The sequence below is a fragment of the Prevotella multiformis genome (assembly GCF_018127985.1).
GTDB classification, from domain to species: Bacteria; Bacteroidota; Bacteroidia; order Bacteroidales; family Bacteroidaceae; genus Prevotella; species Prevotella multiformis.
In genome coordinates, this window is record NZ_CP072357.1 from 870,656 (window position 1) to 887,597 (window position 16,942).

Below are 16,942 nucleotides of genomic sequence, written 5' to 3' on the forward strand. Positions count from 1 at the left end.
ACAGATGCGCTGATGAGTCACATCCCCTGCTGTATTTCTGTTTTTAGTGGCTGTCATCTTCAGCACTCCACACAGATGCCGCTTTGCAAGCCACCTGCAACACCTCATCACATGACAGCATTGACAGCAACCTACCGACTTCCCCTCAATGCGGATTCAGGACAAGACCTTTGGGATTGCAGGGGGATGCGCCCCCCCGGGCCGGGGGCTGCCTATATATAATAAGGTGGAATACGTGGATATGAGGCCGCGTCAAAAGTCCAGATGGCAGCTCGGCAGGGACAGGCCCTCTCGTCCGTTCACGAAACAGACCATCTGTCGGACAGACGAGGACATCTGTTCCTCCTTTAACCATACAGGTATGTGACACTTTTCCGGCCTTGAAGATGGAGAAGAATGGAAAGTGCGGGGGGTGGCGATTGGGAACAAGAATACCGGACACTGGGAACAGGAGTACCAGACGCTGGGAACAGGAGTACCGGGCACTGGGAACAGGAGTACCGGACATCGGGATAAAACAGAATGGCAGCCTGGCCGGCAAAAGAGTACGGGCGGGCAACGTCCGCTACACAGTCTCCTTGTTGCGCCCGGCAAAACCACGTAGCAGGAAGTACAGCTCCTCCTGCAAGCGGAAGAGCAGCCACGAACAGTGCAGAGGCATATAGCCGAATTTACGTTTAAGGGAGGATTGTACCTGCTTCAGGTTGACCGTCTGCCAGACATGGCGCATGATTTTCCTGCCTTTCCGGCGGTCTGCTGCGGAAAGTTCCCTGCGGTGAAGATAATAGAAGAGATAGCCCCCCACCAGATTGAGCCACCGTTCCGTTTCGTAGCAACACAGGATTTCATCAGACGCTCCTATCTCTATGAGCTGCCGCCGCATACGCTCGTTGGCCAGGAGAAAATCGAAACGCCGGACACTTGCCCGATGTGTGACCGATGCCGGCCGCTGCCGATAATAATAAGCTCCATCGCAGCAGGCTACCCTCCGCGAATGGTAATAGTGAATCCGGGTGGTGTTGTCATCGCTGTAGGCTCTCTGTGAATCATCATAAGGATATGCCTTGTGAATCGGCCCCCGCACGGCATAACATCCATGGATTTCCCATGTCAGACTTTTCCGGAAGGCTTCCTCTCCGCTCATCGTCTCGAAGCAGGGCATGGGATAGGCTTTCTGTCTGCCGTCGGCATAGACATAAAGGACACGGAACAGCACGCAGTCCACTCCCTCCTGACAGAAAGCCGCGCATACCTGTTCCAGTGCGTCCGAAGACAGCCAGTCGTCGCTGTCCACGAAGGTAATGTAGTCGCCCGTGGCACAAGACAGACCGACGTTCCGTGCATGCGCCTGCCCGCGGTTCTCATCCAGGGCTATCACCCTGACACGTGCATCCCGTCCGGCATAGCGGTGCAGTACATCCAAAGAATTGTCCGTAGAGGCATCATCAATGCAGATGACCTCCATATCCTCCAGCGTCTGCGACAGCAGCGAGTCAAGGCACTGCGGCAGAAACGGTGCCGTATTATAGACGGCGACAAGTACGCTAATCTTTGCCATGGCGGGTGATCTTGTTCTTCAAACTGCCGGCCAGGGCTTCCCACAGTCCGGTCTTCGACTTCAATACCCAGAAGGATGCCGCCGTGCTCACGACACACAGCAGTCCGGCGACACCCCACCGCAACCCGCCGATGCCGGAACGGACACAAAGGAACGCAAGCAGACCGATGGAAAGCTGGCCAGCGGCATAGAACATCACGGAAGAAGACAGCCGGTAATGGTAACGGCGGTGGGCATAGACATAGACAAAGACGAGATTGAGAAAGCCGGTCACCGCCACGCCGACGCCTGCACCGAAGAGCCTCCCTTGCCTGAAGCCGGCAATCACCAGCACGACAAGAAACACATCATACAAGGACTCTAAAAACAGATAGGAGCGTGAGTCGCCCTTTGCCAAGGGAACGTACTCCACCGGCAGGCGTATTGCACGTATGTACATAGCGAGTACCAGCACCTGCGCCATGTCCTGTGCTGGCAGGAAACGTGCGGAATAAAGAAGACGGACCAGCTGGGGCAGCAGCAGCAGGAAGAGCGTCAGCAAGGGAGAGACGAGCAGCACCGTCACCTCTATCTGGCGATTGACGATCTGGTTGAAAGTAAATCCCAGACCCCTCGCCCCCGACAGCCGGGGAAAGTAGTCGGTTTCCATGGCGGAGAAAACCATTCCGACATAGACCATCGTCATCATGAAAGCGGCATTGTAGAAGCCGACGGTCTCGATCTCGGCCACATTGTTGAGGTAACTGCGGATAACGAGTTCGGCACCGGAACCCAGTATGCCGGCGAACACAAACGCCGCTCCCAGCCGGATCATCCCCAACCCCTGCCCAGGAACGGTCTGCGGAGAGAGACACGGAAAGGGTAAAGACGGCAGGAGACCCCGACCGTCAGCACCATCTGCACCAACGCCATCAGGACCAAGGAAGGGACGATGGCGGCATTGCCGAAAAAATAGTAAAGCGGGACGGTCAGCAACAATGCGCCCAGCACATTATACACGGACAGAGCTGCCAGCGAGCGCAGACGGCGTACTCCCTTGAGGATGGCCAGCTCACCGCCCGTCAGTGCCGCCAAGGCTACGCAGGGCGAAAGAAGGATGAAATGCAGCGTGTGCCCGTCCCATGAGAAGGTGTATCTGCTGATCAGCGGACTGAACACGATGCAGACAACCATGCCCAGCAGGGCGGTCAGCAGACTCCATGAGCGGACCAGCGCGATGTCTTCTGCCAGCTTTTCTTCATCCTTCCGGTCGTAATCCTCTGATATATTGCGCACCGCACTCATCGGAAGCCCGAAGTTGGTGGAGTCCCCGATGAGCTTTGTCGTGGAATTGAACAGCGAGATGAGCCCTACTCCCTGAGGACCGAGCAGCATCGCAACAAACTTGTTGCGGATTACACCAATCAGCACATTGAGCCCCTGCACACCACCAAAGAGGCTGATGTACTTCAGGATATGCAGATAACCATCCGTATGGGTGTCTTTTTTCATCGTATTATCTAACGGATATAAAAGTTTTTTATTATTTTTGCAACAAACAATGATTGCATGAAACTGTCCATCGTCATACCCGTCTATAACATCGAAGACACGCTCCGGCGCTGTCTGGAGAGTGTGCTGGAACAGATGGGCGAGACGATGGAAATGGTCATCGTTGACGACGGATCGACGGATTCTTCAGCTGTGATAGCGGAAGAAATGACGGCCGGAAGAACCGAATGCAGGCTTATCCGCCAGACCAACAAGGGACTTTCGGCAGCAAGAAACGCAGGAATAGAAGTGGCCACAGGGGAATACATCACCTTTGTCGACTCGGATGATTTTGTTGCCGAAGGTACATATTCAGCCTTGCTGGCTGTACTTGACGGACATCCCACCTATGACATTCTGGAATATCCCGTCATGGAACATTACGGACATCCGACAAAACAGCATCTGCTGACTTTCCCTGACACCGTAGTCGGTTCCATCCGTGACTACTGGCTCTGCGGAGCTCACCTCCACACATACGCCTGCAACAAGCTCTACCGCCGTGAGCTCTTCGCTGACATACGGTTTCCCGAGGGAAAGGCGTTTGAGGATGCGTACACCTATCCCCTCCTGCTGCAGCGTGCAAGGCTTGTGGCAACAACCTCCGTGGGACTGTATTACTACTGTCAGAACGACAGGGGAATCACGGCACGGGCGGGAGGAAAGGAGCTGACCGACCTGCTGGAAGCGCATCTCAAGCATCTCAAGCTATGGGGTGAGCTGACGCCGGAATACTATCAGGCCCTGCTCAACATACAGATGGATGTCTACGAGGCGACGCCCGCCGACCCCGTCCTGCCCGTCCTGCCTTACAAAGGAACTCTGAAACTTTTTGTCCTCCACTTAATAGGAATCAAACGCTTATGCCAACTCAACCAGTTTATACACAGGATAAGGAAAAGAAACCGCTCGTAAGTTTCATCGTCACTTACCACAATGAGCCGATTGCCATGCTCCAGGAATGCGTCAGGAGCATTCTGGCATTGAGCCTCAACGAGGTAGAGCGGCAGATCATCGTCGTGGATGACGGATCGGAGGTGTCGCCTGTCAACGAGCTGATCGGTCTCTCTCCCGGAATCATCTACGTGCGGCAGCCCGGCCAGGGACTCAGCCGGGCACGGAACAGGGGGATAGAGACGGCGGAGGGGAACTTCATCCAGTTCGTCGATGCAGATGACTTCCTGCTGACAAGCACCTACGAACAGTGCCTTGATATCATCCGTTACCGTGAGGCGGACATGGTGCTCTTCCGTGCGACAAGCTCCACCAGTTCCGTCCCCCAGCCGGAGGCAGAAGGGCCGGTGACTGGTACAGAATACATGACACACCACAACCTGCACGCCAGTGCCTGGACCTATCTCTTCCGGAAGGCTATCCTGCACGACCTCCGCTTCACCAAAGACACGCTGCACGAGGACGAGGAGTTCACGCCCCTTCTGATGCTGCGCGTGGAGAACCTGTATGTCACCGAAGGGAAGGCCTACCATTACCGGATCCGCAAGGATTCCATCACCCACAGAACGGACAGGCGATGGAAGATGCGCCGTCTGTCGGATGCCGAACAGGTGATCTACCGTCTGAAAGAAAAGGCGGACTATCTCCCTGTCAAGGAGCGCATCGCCATGGACAGACGGATTGCCCAGCTGACGATGGACCATATATATAATGTGATGACACTGACGAAGGACGAGACACACCTCAACCACGTACTGCAACGCCTGTCCCGACGCAGGCTTTTCCCCCTGCCCGACAAGGACTATACGGCCAAATACAGGTACTTCCGGAAGATGACGAACTCAGCCTTCGGGCGCAAGATGCTGATGATGGCGTTGAGACTTAACAAGGGCTAAAAGAATAATCCTTGATCCTAAAATCACCTCGCGAAACTTGCATGAATGTAATGTATAAGTTACTTTTGCCAGAAAATACAGAGAGGGCATAACCTATAAAGACTATTTTGAGGACTTCTTCAAAGTACTGAAACCCAAAGTACAGAGGAGAATCATCAAGATACTTGACACAGTGGAACGGATAGAAAGGACTATCAAGCGCATGAAGATTCTTCTCTTAGGCGAATACAGTAATGTACACAATACGCTGGCACGTGGTCTGCGCGAGCTGGGACATACGGTGACGGTCGTATCAAACGGAGACTTCTGGAAGAATTATCCACGTGACATTAACGTTTCCAGACGGCCGGGGAAGATCGGCGGCATGCTTCTGATGGCAAAGATTTATGCCCTGCTGCCCCGTCTGCGAGGCTATGATGTCGTACAGTTCATCAATCCTTTGTTCTTTGAACTGAAGGCGGAACACCTCTTTCCGCTCTTCCGTTACCTGAAAAAGCATAACAGGAAGGCCGTCCTGTGTGGTTTCGGAATGGATTACTACTGGGCACACACCTGCTCGACGACAATGCCGCTGCGTTACAGCGACTTCAACATCGGAGGCGAACTGCGCCGGAACAAGGAGGCGATCGCCGAGAGAGAGGATTGGACGGGTACGGACAAAGAACATCTGAACCGGCTGATGGCTGAACAATGTGACGGAATCGTGACGGGTCTCTACGAGTACTGGCGATGTTACCAACCGTGTTTCCCCGAAAAGACGACCTTTATCCCCTTCCCGATCATCGTGGGAGAAGCTCCGGTCATCGCTGATGAAACGCCGGAGAAGCTGAACCTCTTTATCGGAATCAGCAAGGACCGCTCGGCCTACAAGGGGACGGACATTATGCTGCAGGCAGCCGAAACCGTGAAAAGACAATACCCTGACAAGCTGAACCTCCAGATTGTAACAGGCCTGCCCTTTGACGAATACGTACGCACGATGCTCGGCTCTGATGCCATCATGGACCAGCTCTACAGCTATACGCCGTCCATGAATCCCCTCGAAGCCATGGCACACGGCATCATCTGTATCGGCGGCGGTGAGCCGGAGAACTATGAAATCATCCACGAACCCACGCTCCGCCCCATCATCAACGTCCTGCCGACCTACGAGAGCTGTGTCGCCGAGCTTACCGGGCTCGTCAATCATCTTGAAATCATCCCCCGGCTGCGCCGCCAGAGCTATGCCTACGTCTGCAAGCACCACGACCACATCAAGGTGGCCGGGCAGTACGAGGCCTTTTACCGGTCGCTGCAAGACGGTCTTTAGACCGGTCTCCTGAAGACAGGATCGGCGGAAGGCGTTAGCCGGACAGCCGTTTCCTCCCTGATGGACTGAAACAGACCATGCAGCCGGAAGAGGTGGCGGAAGAGACCCTAAAAAGCAGAGGGCAGGAGGAATGGCCGACTTATTCGGAAAATATTCGTCGGACAGTAAGCATGAAAAAAAGGACAGGAGGGGCGGAGGTTTCCTCCGGTCGTTCCCTTTCCGTGTGTACGGCCCTGAGATTGTAGGTCTGGAGTTCCCTTGTCGTTGTTCAAACACCAAAGAACCCTGTCAGCAACCCTGTCAGCCTCTGTTTGAGAGGATTGACAGGGTTCTTTTCATAGCCTTCCAATGTCGCCGTACTTCAGAGGAGAGCCTTCTCTGTTCAGGATTGGCTGCTGACGCCTCCCCTCTGAACAACGAGGAAAAACTCTCTACATCCTGCAGAAGAAGAGGACTATCAGCTGCGCGGTAAAGATCCTGAGGAACATACTGAGCGGATAGACCGTCGAGTAGCCGATGGCAGGTGCTTCGCCGGCGCAGATAGAGTTGGCGTAGGCCAGTGCGGGGGGGTCGGTATAGGTTCCGGCCAGCATGCCCATGATGGTGAAGTAATTGAACTTGTACTTGAGGCGGGCAATCGTCCCGATGATGAGGATGGGGATGATCGTGATGAGGAAACCCGTGTAGACATACTTCAGACCGTCGCCCTGTACCACTGTCTCCCAGAATCCGGCGCCGGCCTTGATGCCTACGGATGCCAGGAAGAGCGCCAGTCCGAACTCACGCAGCATCATGTTGGCAGAGGTGGTGGTATAGGTGACGAGGTGTATCCGGTAGCCGAAACGGCCGATGAGGATGGCGATGATCAGCGGGCCGCCGGCCAGACCGAGCTTCAAGGGCACCGGCATCTGCGGAATGGCGATCGGCAGACTGCCGAAGAGAATACCGAAGAGAATACCGATGAAGATGGTTGCGATGTTCGGTGCGTTCAGCCGTCTTTCCGAGTTACCCATCATTTCGGCAACGCGGTTTACATTCTCCTCCGGACCGACAACCACGATACGGTCGCCGACGGTAAAGTGGAGGTTGCGCCCTGCAAAGAGATCCATGCCCTGACGGCTGATACGCGTGACATTCACGCCGTACACGGAACTGAAGTGCATCTTGCCGAGCGTCTTGCCGTTCATCGAACTGTTGGTGATGACGATACGGCGGCTGATCATCTTCTGCGGCTGGTCTTCCTCGTGCCAGTCGACGGAGATCTCCGGGCCGATGAAGGCCTGGATGGCCTTGGCATCGGCTTCGGCAGAGACGATGAGGATCTCATCATCCATCTCGAAGACGGTATCGCGTGTGGGGACAGTGATCACGCCGTCGTGCATGATACGCGTGCAGACGATGTCACGGTTGAGGAACTCTGAAATCTCCTTCAGCTTACGGCCGGCAATATAGGCATTGGCCACCTTCAGGTACATGATGTGCGGCTTGGCATTCGGATTCTCCGCCTCTTCCGCAAGCAGCTTGTCGTTCTCGCCCTTGAGGTCTACCTTGCAGATGTAGCGGATGGCAATGGTTGCGCCGATGATGCCTACCACACCGAGCGGATAGGCACAGGCGTAGCCCGAGGCGATGTCGAAGTTCATGCCGTCCCTGAAGACGCTGTGCAATGCCTCGTTGGCAGCGCCGAGACCCGGCGTGTTCGTCACGGCTCCGTAAAGTGTACCCACCATCATCGGCAGGTTCTTGTCGTCGGCAGTGTCGAAGAAAATGAAGTAGCAGGCGAACATCACGAGGATATTCAGCAGGATGGCCGCCGTCGAGAGAAGGTTCAGCTTGAGTCCGCCCTTTCCGAAGCTCTCGAAGAAGCCCGGCCCGACCTGCAGACCGATCATGAAGACGAAAAGAATCAGACCGAAGTCCTGTAGAAAGTTCAGCACGGGCAACGGTCCCGTAAAATGAATGTGTCCGGCAATGATGCCGACGAAGAGCACGAAAGTAACGCCGAGGGAGATGCCACCGATTTTGATTTTCCCGAGGTACACGCCTAAGGCGATCACAATGGAATAAAGCAGCACGATATGCGCTACGGTGTCCTGTTGCTCTGCTTTGAAAATGTCAATTAACCAGTCCATAAGTATTAACTATATTGTCTGCAAGATAAAGATTAGCAAGTGCGGAGAAAGCGTACCCTCAATGGGAGGAACACAGCTTATTGCCTGCAAAGGTAAGGATTAAAAGGCACATAAACCAATCTTTGTCAATCATTTTTTGAACAGCAGGGGAAAAAACATGTTCTTCCGTTAAATGCGTGGATGCTTTCCGTATAGCTTTAACGGAAGACTGAAGTTATTTATCAAAAAAACATTGCCAAGACGGTCAACCTGTCTATCCTGTTATCATCCTCCGATACAAAAGCCTTTCCTTCTTTAATACGTTGAAAATACAGATGAGATATTGAAAAGTCATTACACCAATCGCAAACACATCAGCTGAAAATATAAAAACACGTGCAAAAAGCAAGTTTGTAACCAGCAGTCAATCAGCTGGTTATTAATGCGTTCTTAAAAGGTGCCTGATTGGACTTCAAAAGGGCGTTAGTTAGACTTCAAAAGGGCATCCATTGCAAGTCAATCAGGCATCTTTTAGAAGCTAAAAGAGCATGTGTCAGCTTGGGTTGCATGAAAATGGTTTACAAACACCGATGAAATGGGAACAAGTTGTTTGTAGAATACGGAAAGACATGCTGATGGACAGACACAGAATCGATTTACCTTTTCTGCGTCTTATCTTGTAGTTTATCCTCCTTTGTAGAACCATCTGATTTTGGATGGTCATACCCTGCAGGTGCATAAACCTTCATTCTATTTCCGATCTATGTATTTAACGGAAGAACCGAAAAACAGCCTCTCCGTCTTGCGCTCCCCTCGGAAGGAGGCGGAAACAGATGTCCCTCCGCCATGAAATCTCCTTTGAGACCGCAGTCCCTCATATCTTAATTTATATTAAAAACCTGCCGTCGAGGCAATAAAGTAAGTGTACGTACTCCGAAAGTTGTTATCTTTGTAGTTGGATAATCAAAAAGCGTACGTCTATGATAAAAAAGATATTTACTCCTCTCCTGTTCACATTGCTGTTTTCGTCAGGAGCGACTGCCGCCGTACAGCCCCGTATGGAGACGGAGACCATCGACCAGGATTTCCAGACGGTCACGGTGTCTGTCACGGGCAATGTGCTGCACGTGGTGGGCGCAGAGGACGAACTGCTCTCTATCTACAATGTGACCGGGGTGCGTGTAATGAGCGTGAAGGTTGACGGAAACGACAGGCGTTATACGCTCAGTCTGCCCAGAGGATGCTACATCGTCAAAGTGGGCAAAGTGGTCCGCAAGGTGGCTATCCGTTGAGGTGTAACGATACGCCCGGCAATATGAACTCGTTTCTGAAAGACCGTGTCTCCTCCCGATGAGACTGAAATGACCCGCCTGCTGGCGAGTCCCGGAGGACGGAAGAAAGCCTTTCCCATAATCGTCAGTCAGTACAGCCGGTCGCTGTACTGGAAGATCCGCAGCATTGTCCTGACACATGACGATGCCGATGATGTATTGCAGAACACGTTTCTCAAGGCATGGAAGAGCCTGCCGTCCTTCGAGGGGAAATCCAGACTGTCCACGTGGCTGTACAGGATAGCCGTCAACGAGTCGCTCGATTTCCTGCGTCATGAAAGGACGGCGGTACTTGCGAGTGCAGATGCCGACCTGTCCGTCGCCAACCGCCTCCTTGCCGATACGTATTTCGACGGCGACAGAAGCCAGGCCCTGCTGCAGGAAGCGATTGCCGGCCTGCCGGATGTACAGCGCACGGTCTTCACACTGAGGTATTATGACGAGATGAAATATTCGGAGATAAGCGAAGTGCTGGGAACGAGCGAAGGGGCGTTGAAAGCTTCCTACCATATAGCCGTACAGAAAATTACAGACTACGTGAAACGACATGGGTAATCTTATGGCCCATGCGGATTAAACGATTCCGTTTTCCCCAAGTCTAACTTATATCTAAGAACATAAACTTCTATGGATTCAGAACAGCGGCTACAAACGGATGATGGGAACAGACGACCTTTCACCGTCCCGGAGGATTACTTCGACGGGCTTCCTTCTCGCATCATGGGACAACTGGCGACAGAAGAACTGAGAGGGAAGGAGAACGTCCCGGCCCCTCGTCGGATACGCATCCGGCGGCTGCGCCCATGGGCGGTAGCGGCAATGACTGCCGGGGTGGTGCTGGTAGGCTTCCTTTCCTATTCGATGTTCTCCACACCGAAAGGACACAATAGGCCGGAGCCGGACATCAGGACGGCGACTTCCGTCAGCGGGACGGATGCGTCCGGGGACGGCTTCGACGCAGCTGCTGATTATATCATGATGGACGAAGACGACATGTATGCCTACATGGCGGATGATTAGCAAACGGTGTCACATAATAAGGAATATGAAATACAGAAGAATTGTCCTGGCAGTCTGCGCCCTTCTCTCCTTTGTCCAGATGACCGCACAGAGGAGGTTTGACCCTGACAGATTCAAGGCGGAACTGCACCGGTTCATCAAGGCGGAAGTGAGACTGAACAGGCAGGAGGCGGCACGCCTCTTTCCCATCTATGACGAAATGATGGCAAAGCAGCGACCGGTCTTCGACCGCCTGCGAAGCCTTCACAAGGCGAAGCCGGCATCCGACAGAGAAGCCCGGGAAATGATTAAAAAGGCCGACGGACTTGAAATACAGCTCAGACAGGTGGAACAGCGTTACCATCAGGAAATGCTGAAAGTCATCCCCGGCAGGAAGCTGCTGGAGGTGCTGGAGGCCGAACGGAAATTCCACCGGCAGACATTCCGCAGGATGGCGGAGGAAGGCAGAGCAAAAAAGTAAAAGGGGAAAAGGTGTAAAGTAGAAAACAGGAAGATAAAAAGAAGAAGGAAGCAGAAGATAGATACCCCAGACAGGATGCGGGACCGAACAGAATGACGGCGTACCTTTCTACCACTTCCCCTTCTCCGGCTTTCTCTAAAAAAAACTACAGAACAAATGAGAACCATTCATTCTCTCTTGAGATTATTGATCGCCACCGTACTCTTCATCAGTGCGGGCAATACTGTCTACGGCAAAAGCCTGCCTAAGAAACGGGAATTTCGCGGTGCATGGATTCAATGCGTGAACGGACAGTTCCAAGGCATCGGCACACAGGAAATGCAACGTACACTGCGGTACCAGCTGGACGAACTGCAGAAAGACGGTGTGAATGCCATTATCTTCCAGGTTCGTGCAGAGTGTGACGCACTCTATCCGAGCAAATACGAGCCATGGAGCAAGTTCCTTACAGGACGGCAGGGCATGCCGCCTTCTCCTTACTGGGATCCGTTACAATGGATGATTGACGAGTGCCACAAACGAGGCATGGAGCTCCATGCCTGGATCAATCCCTATCGTGCCAAGACGAAGACGACCAGCCAGCTGGCTTCAAACCACATTGCGGTCACCCATCCCGAGCGCATCTTCTCCTACGACGGACTTTATATCCTCAACCCTGCCTTGCCGGAGAACCGCGATTACATCTGCAAGGTGGTGGACGACCTTGTCAGCCGGTATGACATCGACGGACTTCACATCGATGACTACTTCTATCCCTACCCGGCGGCAGGACAATCCCTCCCGGACCAGTCCGACTATCTGCGTGACCGGCGTGGATTTACCAATGTGAAGGACTGGCGGCGTGACAATGTAGACCTTTTCATCAAGCAGCTGGGCGAATCGATACACCGGCGGAAGCCGTGGGTGAAGTTCGGTGTGTCGCCGTTCGGCATCTACCGCAACCAGAAGAGTGATCCGAGGAACGGCAGCCGGACAAACGGCCTTCAGAATTATGACGACCTTTATGCCGATGTGCTCAAATGGGTGAACAACGGCTGGATAGACTATTGCGTACCACAGATCTATTGGGAAATCGGCAATCGTGCCGCCGATTACCGGGAACTTATCGACTGGTGGAACCGCCATGCAGGCAACCGGCCGCTGTTCATCGGGGAGGATGTCCTTCGCACTGTCAAATATGCCGACCCGCAGAATCCCGCTTCCCATCAGCTCCCTGCCAAGCACCGGCTGCACCGGCAGTCAGCGAATGTACAGGGCACCGTCCTGTGGTATGCGAAAGCAGCAGTAGACAACCCCGGCAACTACGGCACACTTCTGCGAACAGACTACTGGCGCTATCCGGCCCTGCAGCCGCTGATGCCTTTCATCGACGATGATGCGCCGGGGAAACCGAAGAAGGTGAAGGCGAAGCGGGAGCATGACGGATATTACCTTACATGGAAAGCACCGAAAGGGAAAGACTGGAAAGACGAAGCCCACCGCTATGTCGTCTACCGCTTCCTGCCCGGTGAGCCGATCAACACGGACGATCCGTCCAGGATTGTCGGTATGCCGTATGACAACAGGCTCCGGCTCAACTACAAGGAGGGAAAGGACAAATACACATATGTGGTTACCGCACTCGACCGAATGAGCAATGAGAGTGCCGGAAAGAAGAAAAAGGTGAAGCTGTAGGCTTCACCTTTTTTATTGCTCAATTCCCGACCGGCCGTTATAGCAGTTGACGGCTCATTCCTCGGCCGTCTGTTATAGGAAAACAGAGCGTCACCCCTGCCGGAATACGCATATTGCCAACAAGTCAATGACGGCTTTTCCTGCAAACCGTCTGAACACATTTGCAGAGATGTCCGTATTGAAAACCAGTAGAGGACACCTATTCCACAAGACCGCCGACACCTATTCCACAAGACCGCTGATAGTCCTTCTACGGGTCCCTTCTACGGACCCCTCCTTCTTCTTCACCACAAGCAGTCTTCACAAAACACCATAAAAAAAGCCTTGGCATATACCAAGGCTCAAGCGGTGTGTACGAGATTCGAACTCGTGACCTCCTGCGTGACAGGCAGGCATTCTAACCAACTGAACTAACACACCCTGCATTACGGATAAAGGTTCGGCGGTGTGTACGAGATTCGAACTCGTGACCTCCTGCGTGACAGGCAGGCATTCTAACCAACTGAACTAACACACCAGATAATCGGGTGAACTGCACCCCTTTTCCGTTTTGCGAGTGCAAAGGTAACAATAAATTTCTATACCGCCAAAAATTAGATACGCTTTTTAAATAAAAAATTGCATCACTCGCGCATCCTGATAGTGCCCGCCACAATAGATCCATTCCTTCAATACACTGTCCCCTATGAAGCCCAATGAAGCGAGACAGCGTTGTGAAACTTCATTGCTGACGCTTACCACAGCATAAATCTGTCTTAGATGCAGCACTTTGCGGGCATATTCTATCAGACTGCTTATGGCAGCCTGCGCATACCCTCGCCGGCGGAAACGTTTCATGATGATGATGCCCAGTTCAGCCCGCTGATGCTTGGGGTCGAAGTCGACAAGGTCGATTACCCCCACTACCTCGTGCGCCAGGTTCTCAATCATCATACGTATCTGACCATCCATATAGATGTCGTTCTTTGCATCCGCAATGTAGTTATGCAGCGCATAGCGGCTGTAAGGGACATTCGTCGAGGCTACGTTCCACAGACTGCGGTCGTTCTCGATATGATACAGCATATCAAGGTCTTCAGGCTCCATGGCCCGCAGGATGACACCTGCTTCCTGTTTTCTTTCCATTTCACGTTCCTCCTATTACTTCGTTCATGGTTATGATGCAGTTTTCACGTACATGATAGAATCCGATGTGGACATTGTCAGACGGATGCCGGGAAAAGGCCTGCAAGACGTCCTGACAGCTGAACAGTCCGGCATCATATACGATGCACACCGGCCTGTCCTGCCCCTGCTGCGCCTCAGCCAGACCAGCGTGGAGGGTTGTCAGGACTTCCCTGCCCGCCTGACGGTACTCGCCCGACAGTGCGTTGTCGGTCGCAAGCTGCCTGCAGCACCGTACCATCTGCTCTCCTCCCACGAATATATAATATGGATAAGCAGCTGCGGCGCTGTTCCGGAATCCCATCTTCCGGCGGACAACATCGAGGGTCGCCTTTGCCAGCGAGCCGAATGCTGTCACGTAAATGGCCGCCCTGACGGGCAACCGCCACAGGACATTCATTCCACCGTAATGCTTACGGAAAAAAACAAGCATGGCATCGTAGAAGACGTGTACGTACCGGAAGCTGGACTTCTGGGTGCTTTCCCCCTTGTAATGCAGAATCTGCACCGGGAGATACCAGTTCTCATAACCGGCTTTCAGCAGTCTGTAGCTCAGGTCAATATCCTCACCATACATGAAGAAGTCCTCATCCAGCAGTCCCACCTGCTCCAAGGCAGACCTCCGCAGAAAGCAATAAGCCCCGCTGACCACCTCTATCCGTCCCGGCACATCCCACGAGAGACCGCCCATATAATAGTGTGCGAAAACCTCATGGTGGGGAAACCGCCGGCAGAGCCCCATCATCTTGTAGAAGGCGACCAGAGGCGACGGCAGGCCGCGACGGCTCTCCAACGCCCTGCGTCCCCGGTCGTCGAGCATCTGCACGCCGTGCGCTCCGGCCGAAGGATGACCGTCCATGAAGGCGACGGACGACCGTATCACCTCCTCTCCTACGACCGTATCAGGATTCAGCAGCAACACATATTCACCCGTACACTGACGAAGGGCAATGTTGTTGCCTCTCGAGAAGCCCAGATTATGCGAGCTGGCGATGAAATGGACACCGGGAAAACGGCTGCGGAGATAAGGCACGGAACCATCACGGGAATGGTTGTCTACGACGAACACCTCAGCCTCAATCCCCTCCAGTGCCTTGTAGAGACTGTGCAGGCACTGCGCAAGATAGTACTTGACGTTGTAATTTACGATGACTACACTCAGCTTCATTCGTTCCCTTCCACCGGTTGATCCAAACGGCACTCATGCTGACAGCGTTTCTTCCCTGGGTAGACAAAGAACAGGCTCAATGCAAGGATGACGGCAAGATAGAAAAACCCTGTAATGTCTCCGAAGGCATAATAAAAGAACAGGTTGAGCACCATCGGTACACAAAGCATCATCAGCCGGACGCTCCCCCAGAAGAGCAGGTGCCGGAATCCATGGCGTTCATCGCCCGACAAAGCATCCTTCACGGAACTGATTCTGAACAGGAAGAGTGCCAGCGGAATCGTGACAAGCGTCAGGAACTGCATCAGGAACTGCAGGACGACCACCGTCCCGCCGCCGGCATCCGCCCAGCCGCCGGGCAGGAGAAGTTCCGACTCGTACACCGCCACCAGCAGCAGTGCCAGCAGGCAGGAACCGGCCAATTCCGAAAGAAGTATTTTCCTTGTTCTTTCCATTGTCGTGATTAAGTTTCAAAAGGTGTGCGGTTCAGAATGCTTCTGCCCAGCGTCACCTCGTCCGTATATTCAAGTTCGTCGCCGACGGATATGCCCCGGGCGATAACCGACAGCTTCACGTCCTTCCCCTTCAGCTTTCTCGAGATATAGAAGTTGGTGGTATCGCCTTCCATCGTACTGGACAGGGCAAGGATGATCTCCCTCACACCGCCTTCCTCCACACGCTTCACAAGCGATTCGATCTCGAGGTCGTGCGGCCCGATGCCGTCCATGGGCGAGATGACTCCCCCCAGCACATGATAAAGTCCGTGAAACTGCTGCGTGTTCTCTATCGCCATCACATCCTGCACGTTCTCTACCACGCAGACCAGCGAAGCGTCCCTCCGCGGATCGGCACAGATAGAACACAGATCGGAGTCGGAAATGTTATGGCACACCTTACAGTATTTCACATCGTGCTTCACGTGCGAGATGGCATCGGCAAAGCCATCCACCTCATCATCCGACTGGCGGAGCAGATGCAGTACAAGACGCAGGGCCGTCTTCCGCCCTACCCCCGGCAAACAGGAGAAAGCCTCGACAGCCCGTTCCAGAAGTTGGGAAGGATATTGCTGCATGGATATAATCTTGCGGAAAAGAGACCGGAGACAGGAGAAGAAAAGATGGGGAGCGGCCGGGAAACCCCTGCCTGTACGCCCCCCCTTCTATTCTCTGTCGCCGTCTTCCCGCTTGTCAGTCATCGAAAAGATAGATTCCCAGTCCTACTTTCAAACCCACCGTCGAATAGTCCGACTTCTTGAACGACTGGTCATAGTAGAGTGCCGGTTCGATCGTCACCGAACGGTTGATGAAGAAAGCATAACCGACCTCCGCACCCGGCATCAGGTCGTTGTAGCTGTGGTTGGCATGGAGAAGTTTCACGCCTGCACCGAGGTAAAGCCCGTTCTGCGTGATATAGTAACGGCCGCCGACGCCCACGGTGATATGATCCGCAACAGTCTTGGAACCATCGTGTACGGCATCGAAAGAGGCAAGCACCATGATGTTGTCCCAGGGGAAGTAACCGGCCTTGCCTTCTATACCGACATTGAATCCGTCCTGACCGTTATAGTGCAGGTCAAGACCTGTAAGGGAAGCGCCTAAATAGCCTTTCCCCTCCTGGAACTGTGCAGAAGCACAGAGGCTTACCACCATTGCTGCAACCAGCAGCATACATCTTCTGAACATAATATTATCTGAAATAAATGAATACTAAGGATTGACAGACTGCACCACGGGGGCATGTCAACATTTTCAGACAAAGGTAAAGATA

General features: G+C 53.4%; 15 protein-coding genes, 2 tRNA genes and 1 pseudogene. 8 read left to right on the plus strand and 10 right to left on the minus strand.

The features are described 5' to 3' along the window. Nucleotides 1-565: 565 nt before the first annotated feature. Complete coding sequence (locus tag J4864_RS03485) at nt 566-1,558, minus strand: glycosyltransferase family 2 protein (protein WP_211813585.1); 993 nt, start codon at nt 1,556-1,558, stop codon at nt 566-568. After that, a pseudogene (locus J4864_RS03490) lies at nt 1,545-3,049 on the minus strand (oligosaccharide flippase family protein). Before J4864_RS03490 ends, J4864_RS03485 begins: the two are co-directional and overlap by 14 nt. Nucleotides 3,050-3,106: 57 nt before the next feature. Here J4864_RS03490 and J4864_RS03495 point away from each other — a divergent pair. The 3 genes from J4864_RS03495 (at nt 3,107) to J4864_RS03505 (ending at nt 6,247) form a co-directional block, all read left to right on the plus strand. Further along, on the plus strand, nt 3,107-4,003 hold the full coding sequence (locus J4864_RS03495) for a glycosyltransferase family 2 protein (RefSeq protein ID WP_211813587.1): 897 nt from the start codon (nt 3,107-3,109) through the stop codon (nt 4,001-4,003). Further along, nucleotides 3,952-4,938: a glycosyltransferase family 2 protein gene (locus J4864_RS03500; RefSeq protein WP_211813588.1), complete on the plus strand. Its 987-nt coding sequence runs from the start codon at nt 3,952-3,954 to the stop codon at nt 4,936-4,938. Before J4864_RS03495 ends, J4864_RS03500 begins: the two co-directional genes overlap by 52 nt. Nucleotides 4,939-5,140: 202 nt before the next feature. After that, nucleotides 5,141-6,247, plus strand: a complete 1,107-nt coding sequence (locus tag J4864_RS03505; protein ID WP_211814606.1) for a glycosyltransferase family protein — start codon at nt 5,141-5,143, stop codon at nt 6,245-6,247. Between the two features lie 431 nt (nt 6,248-6,678). Here the strand turns inward: J4864_RS03505 and J4864_RS03510 are convergent, their stop codons facing one another. Beyond that, nucleotides 6,679-8,379 (minus strand): putative transporter, encoded by a 1,701-nt coding sequence (locus J4864_RS03510; protein ID WP_211813597.1) that lies wholly within the window; start codon nt 8,377-8,379, stop codon nt 6,679-6,681. A gap of 959 nt (nt 8,380-9,338) precedes the next feature. Here J4864_RS03510 and J4864_RS03515 point away from each other — a divergent pair. The 5 genes from J4864_RS03515 to J4864_RS03535 all read left to right on the plus strand — a co-directional run bounded on the left by J4864_RS03515 (nt 9,339) and on the right by J4864_RS03535 (nt 12,843). Further along, the gene (locus J4864_RS03515) at nt 9,339-9,650 is read left to right on the plus strand and encodes a T9SS type A sorting domain-containing protein (protein WP_211813600.1); all 312 of its coding nucleotides are present in this window, start codon (nt 9,339-9,341) and stop codon (nt 9,648-9,650) included. 45 nt (nt 9,651-9,695) lie between these two features. After that, nucleotides 9,696-10,244: an RNA polymerase sigma factor gene (locus J4864_RS03520; protein ID WP_211813605.1), complete on the plus strand. Its 549-nt coding sequence runs from the start codon at nt 9,696-9,698 to the stop codon at nt 10,242-10,244. A 72-nt stretch (nt 10,245-10,316) separates the two neighbouring features. After that, nucleotides 10,317-10,709: a hypothetical protein gene (locus J4864_RS03525; protein ID WP_211813607.1), complete on the plus strand. Its 393-nt coding sequence runs from the start codon at nt 10,317-10,319 to the stop codon at nt 10,707-10,709. A gap of 25 nt (nt 10,710-10,734) precedes the next feature. Continuing rightward, a complete protein-coding gene (locus tag J4864_RS03530) occupies nt 10,735-11,169 on the plus strand; it encodes a hypothetical protein (RefSeq protein ID WP_211813608.1) in 435 nt (144 codons plus the stop codon). 156 nt (nt 11,170-11,325) lie between these two features. Beyond that, nucleotides 11,326-12,843, plus strand: coding sequence for a glycoside hydrolase family 10-like protein (locus J4864_RS03535; protein ID WP_211813611.1), 1,518 nt, complete (start codon nt 11,326-11,328; stop codon nt 12,841-12,843). A gap of 346 nt (nt 12,844-13,189) precedes the next feature. On the opposite strand, the gene J4864_RS03540 is transcribed toward J4864_RS03535, so the two are convergent. From J4864_RS03540 to J4864_RS03570, 7 genes are all read right to left on the minus strand, one after another. Next, nucleotides 13,190-13,263, minus strand: a tRNA-Asp gene (locus tag J4864_RS03540). Nucleotides 13,264-13,286: 23 nt separating this feature from the next. Further along, a tRNA-Asp gene (locus J4864_RS03545) sits at nt 13,287-13,360 on the minus strand. An 89-nt stretch (nt 13,361-13,449) separates the two neighbouring features. After that, nucleotides 13,450-13,968 carry a GNAT family N-acetyltransferase gene (locus J4864_RS03550; protein ID WP_211813621.1) on the minus strand — a complete coding sequence of 173 codons (519 nt, stop codon included), beginning with the start codon at nt 13,966-13,968 and terminating at the stop codon, nt 13,450-13,452. Nucleotide 13,969: 1 nt separating this feature from the next. Continuing rightward, entirely contained in the window at nt 13,970-15,175 is a 1,206-nt protein-coding gene (locus tag J4864_RS03555) for a glycosyltransferase family 2 protein (RefSeq protein WP_211813624.1), read from the minus strand. Further along, entirely contained in the window at nt 15,172-15,630 is a 459-nt protein-coding gene (locus J4864_RS03560) for a hypothetical protein (protein ID WP_007368839.1), read from the minus strand. Before J4864_RS03560 ends, J4864_RS03555 begins: the two co-directional genes overlap by 4 nt. Nucleotides 15,631-15,638: 8 nt before the next feature. Continuing rightward, nucleotides 15,639-16,247, minus strand: coding sequence for a recombination mediator RecR (recR, locus tag J4864_RS03565; RefSeq protein WP_211813631.1), 609 nt, complete (start codon nt 16,245-16,247; stop codon nt 15,639-15,641). Nucleotides 16,248-16,362: 115 nt separating this feature from the next. After that, nucleotides 16,363-16,857: an outer membrane beta-barrel protein gene (locus J4864_RS03570; protein WP_169309947.1), complete on the minus strand. Its 495-nt coding sequence runs from the start codon at nt 16,855-16,857 to the stop codon at nt 16,363-16,365. Nucleotides 16,858-16,942 lie beyond the last annotated feature (85 nt).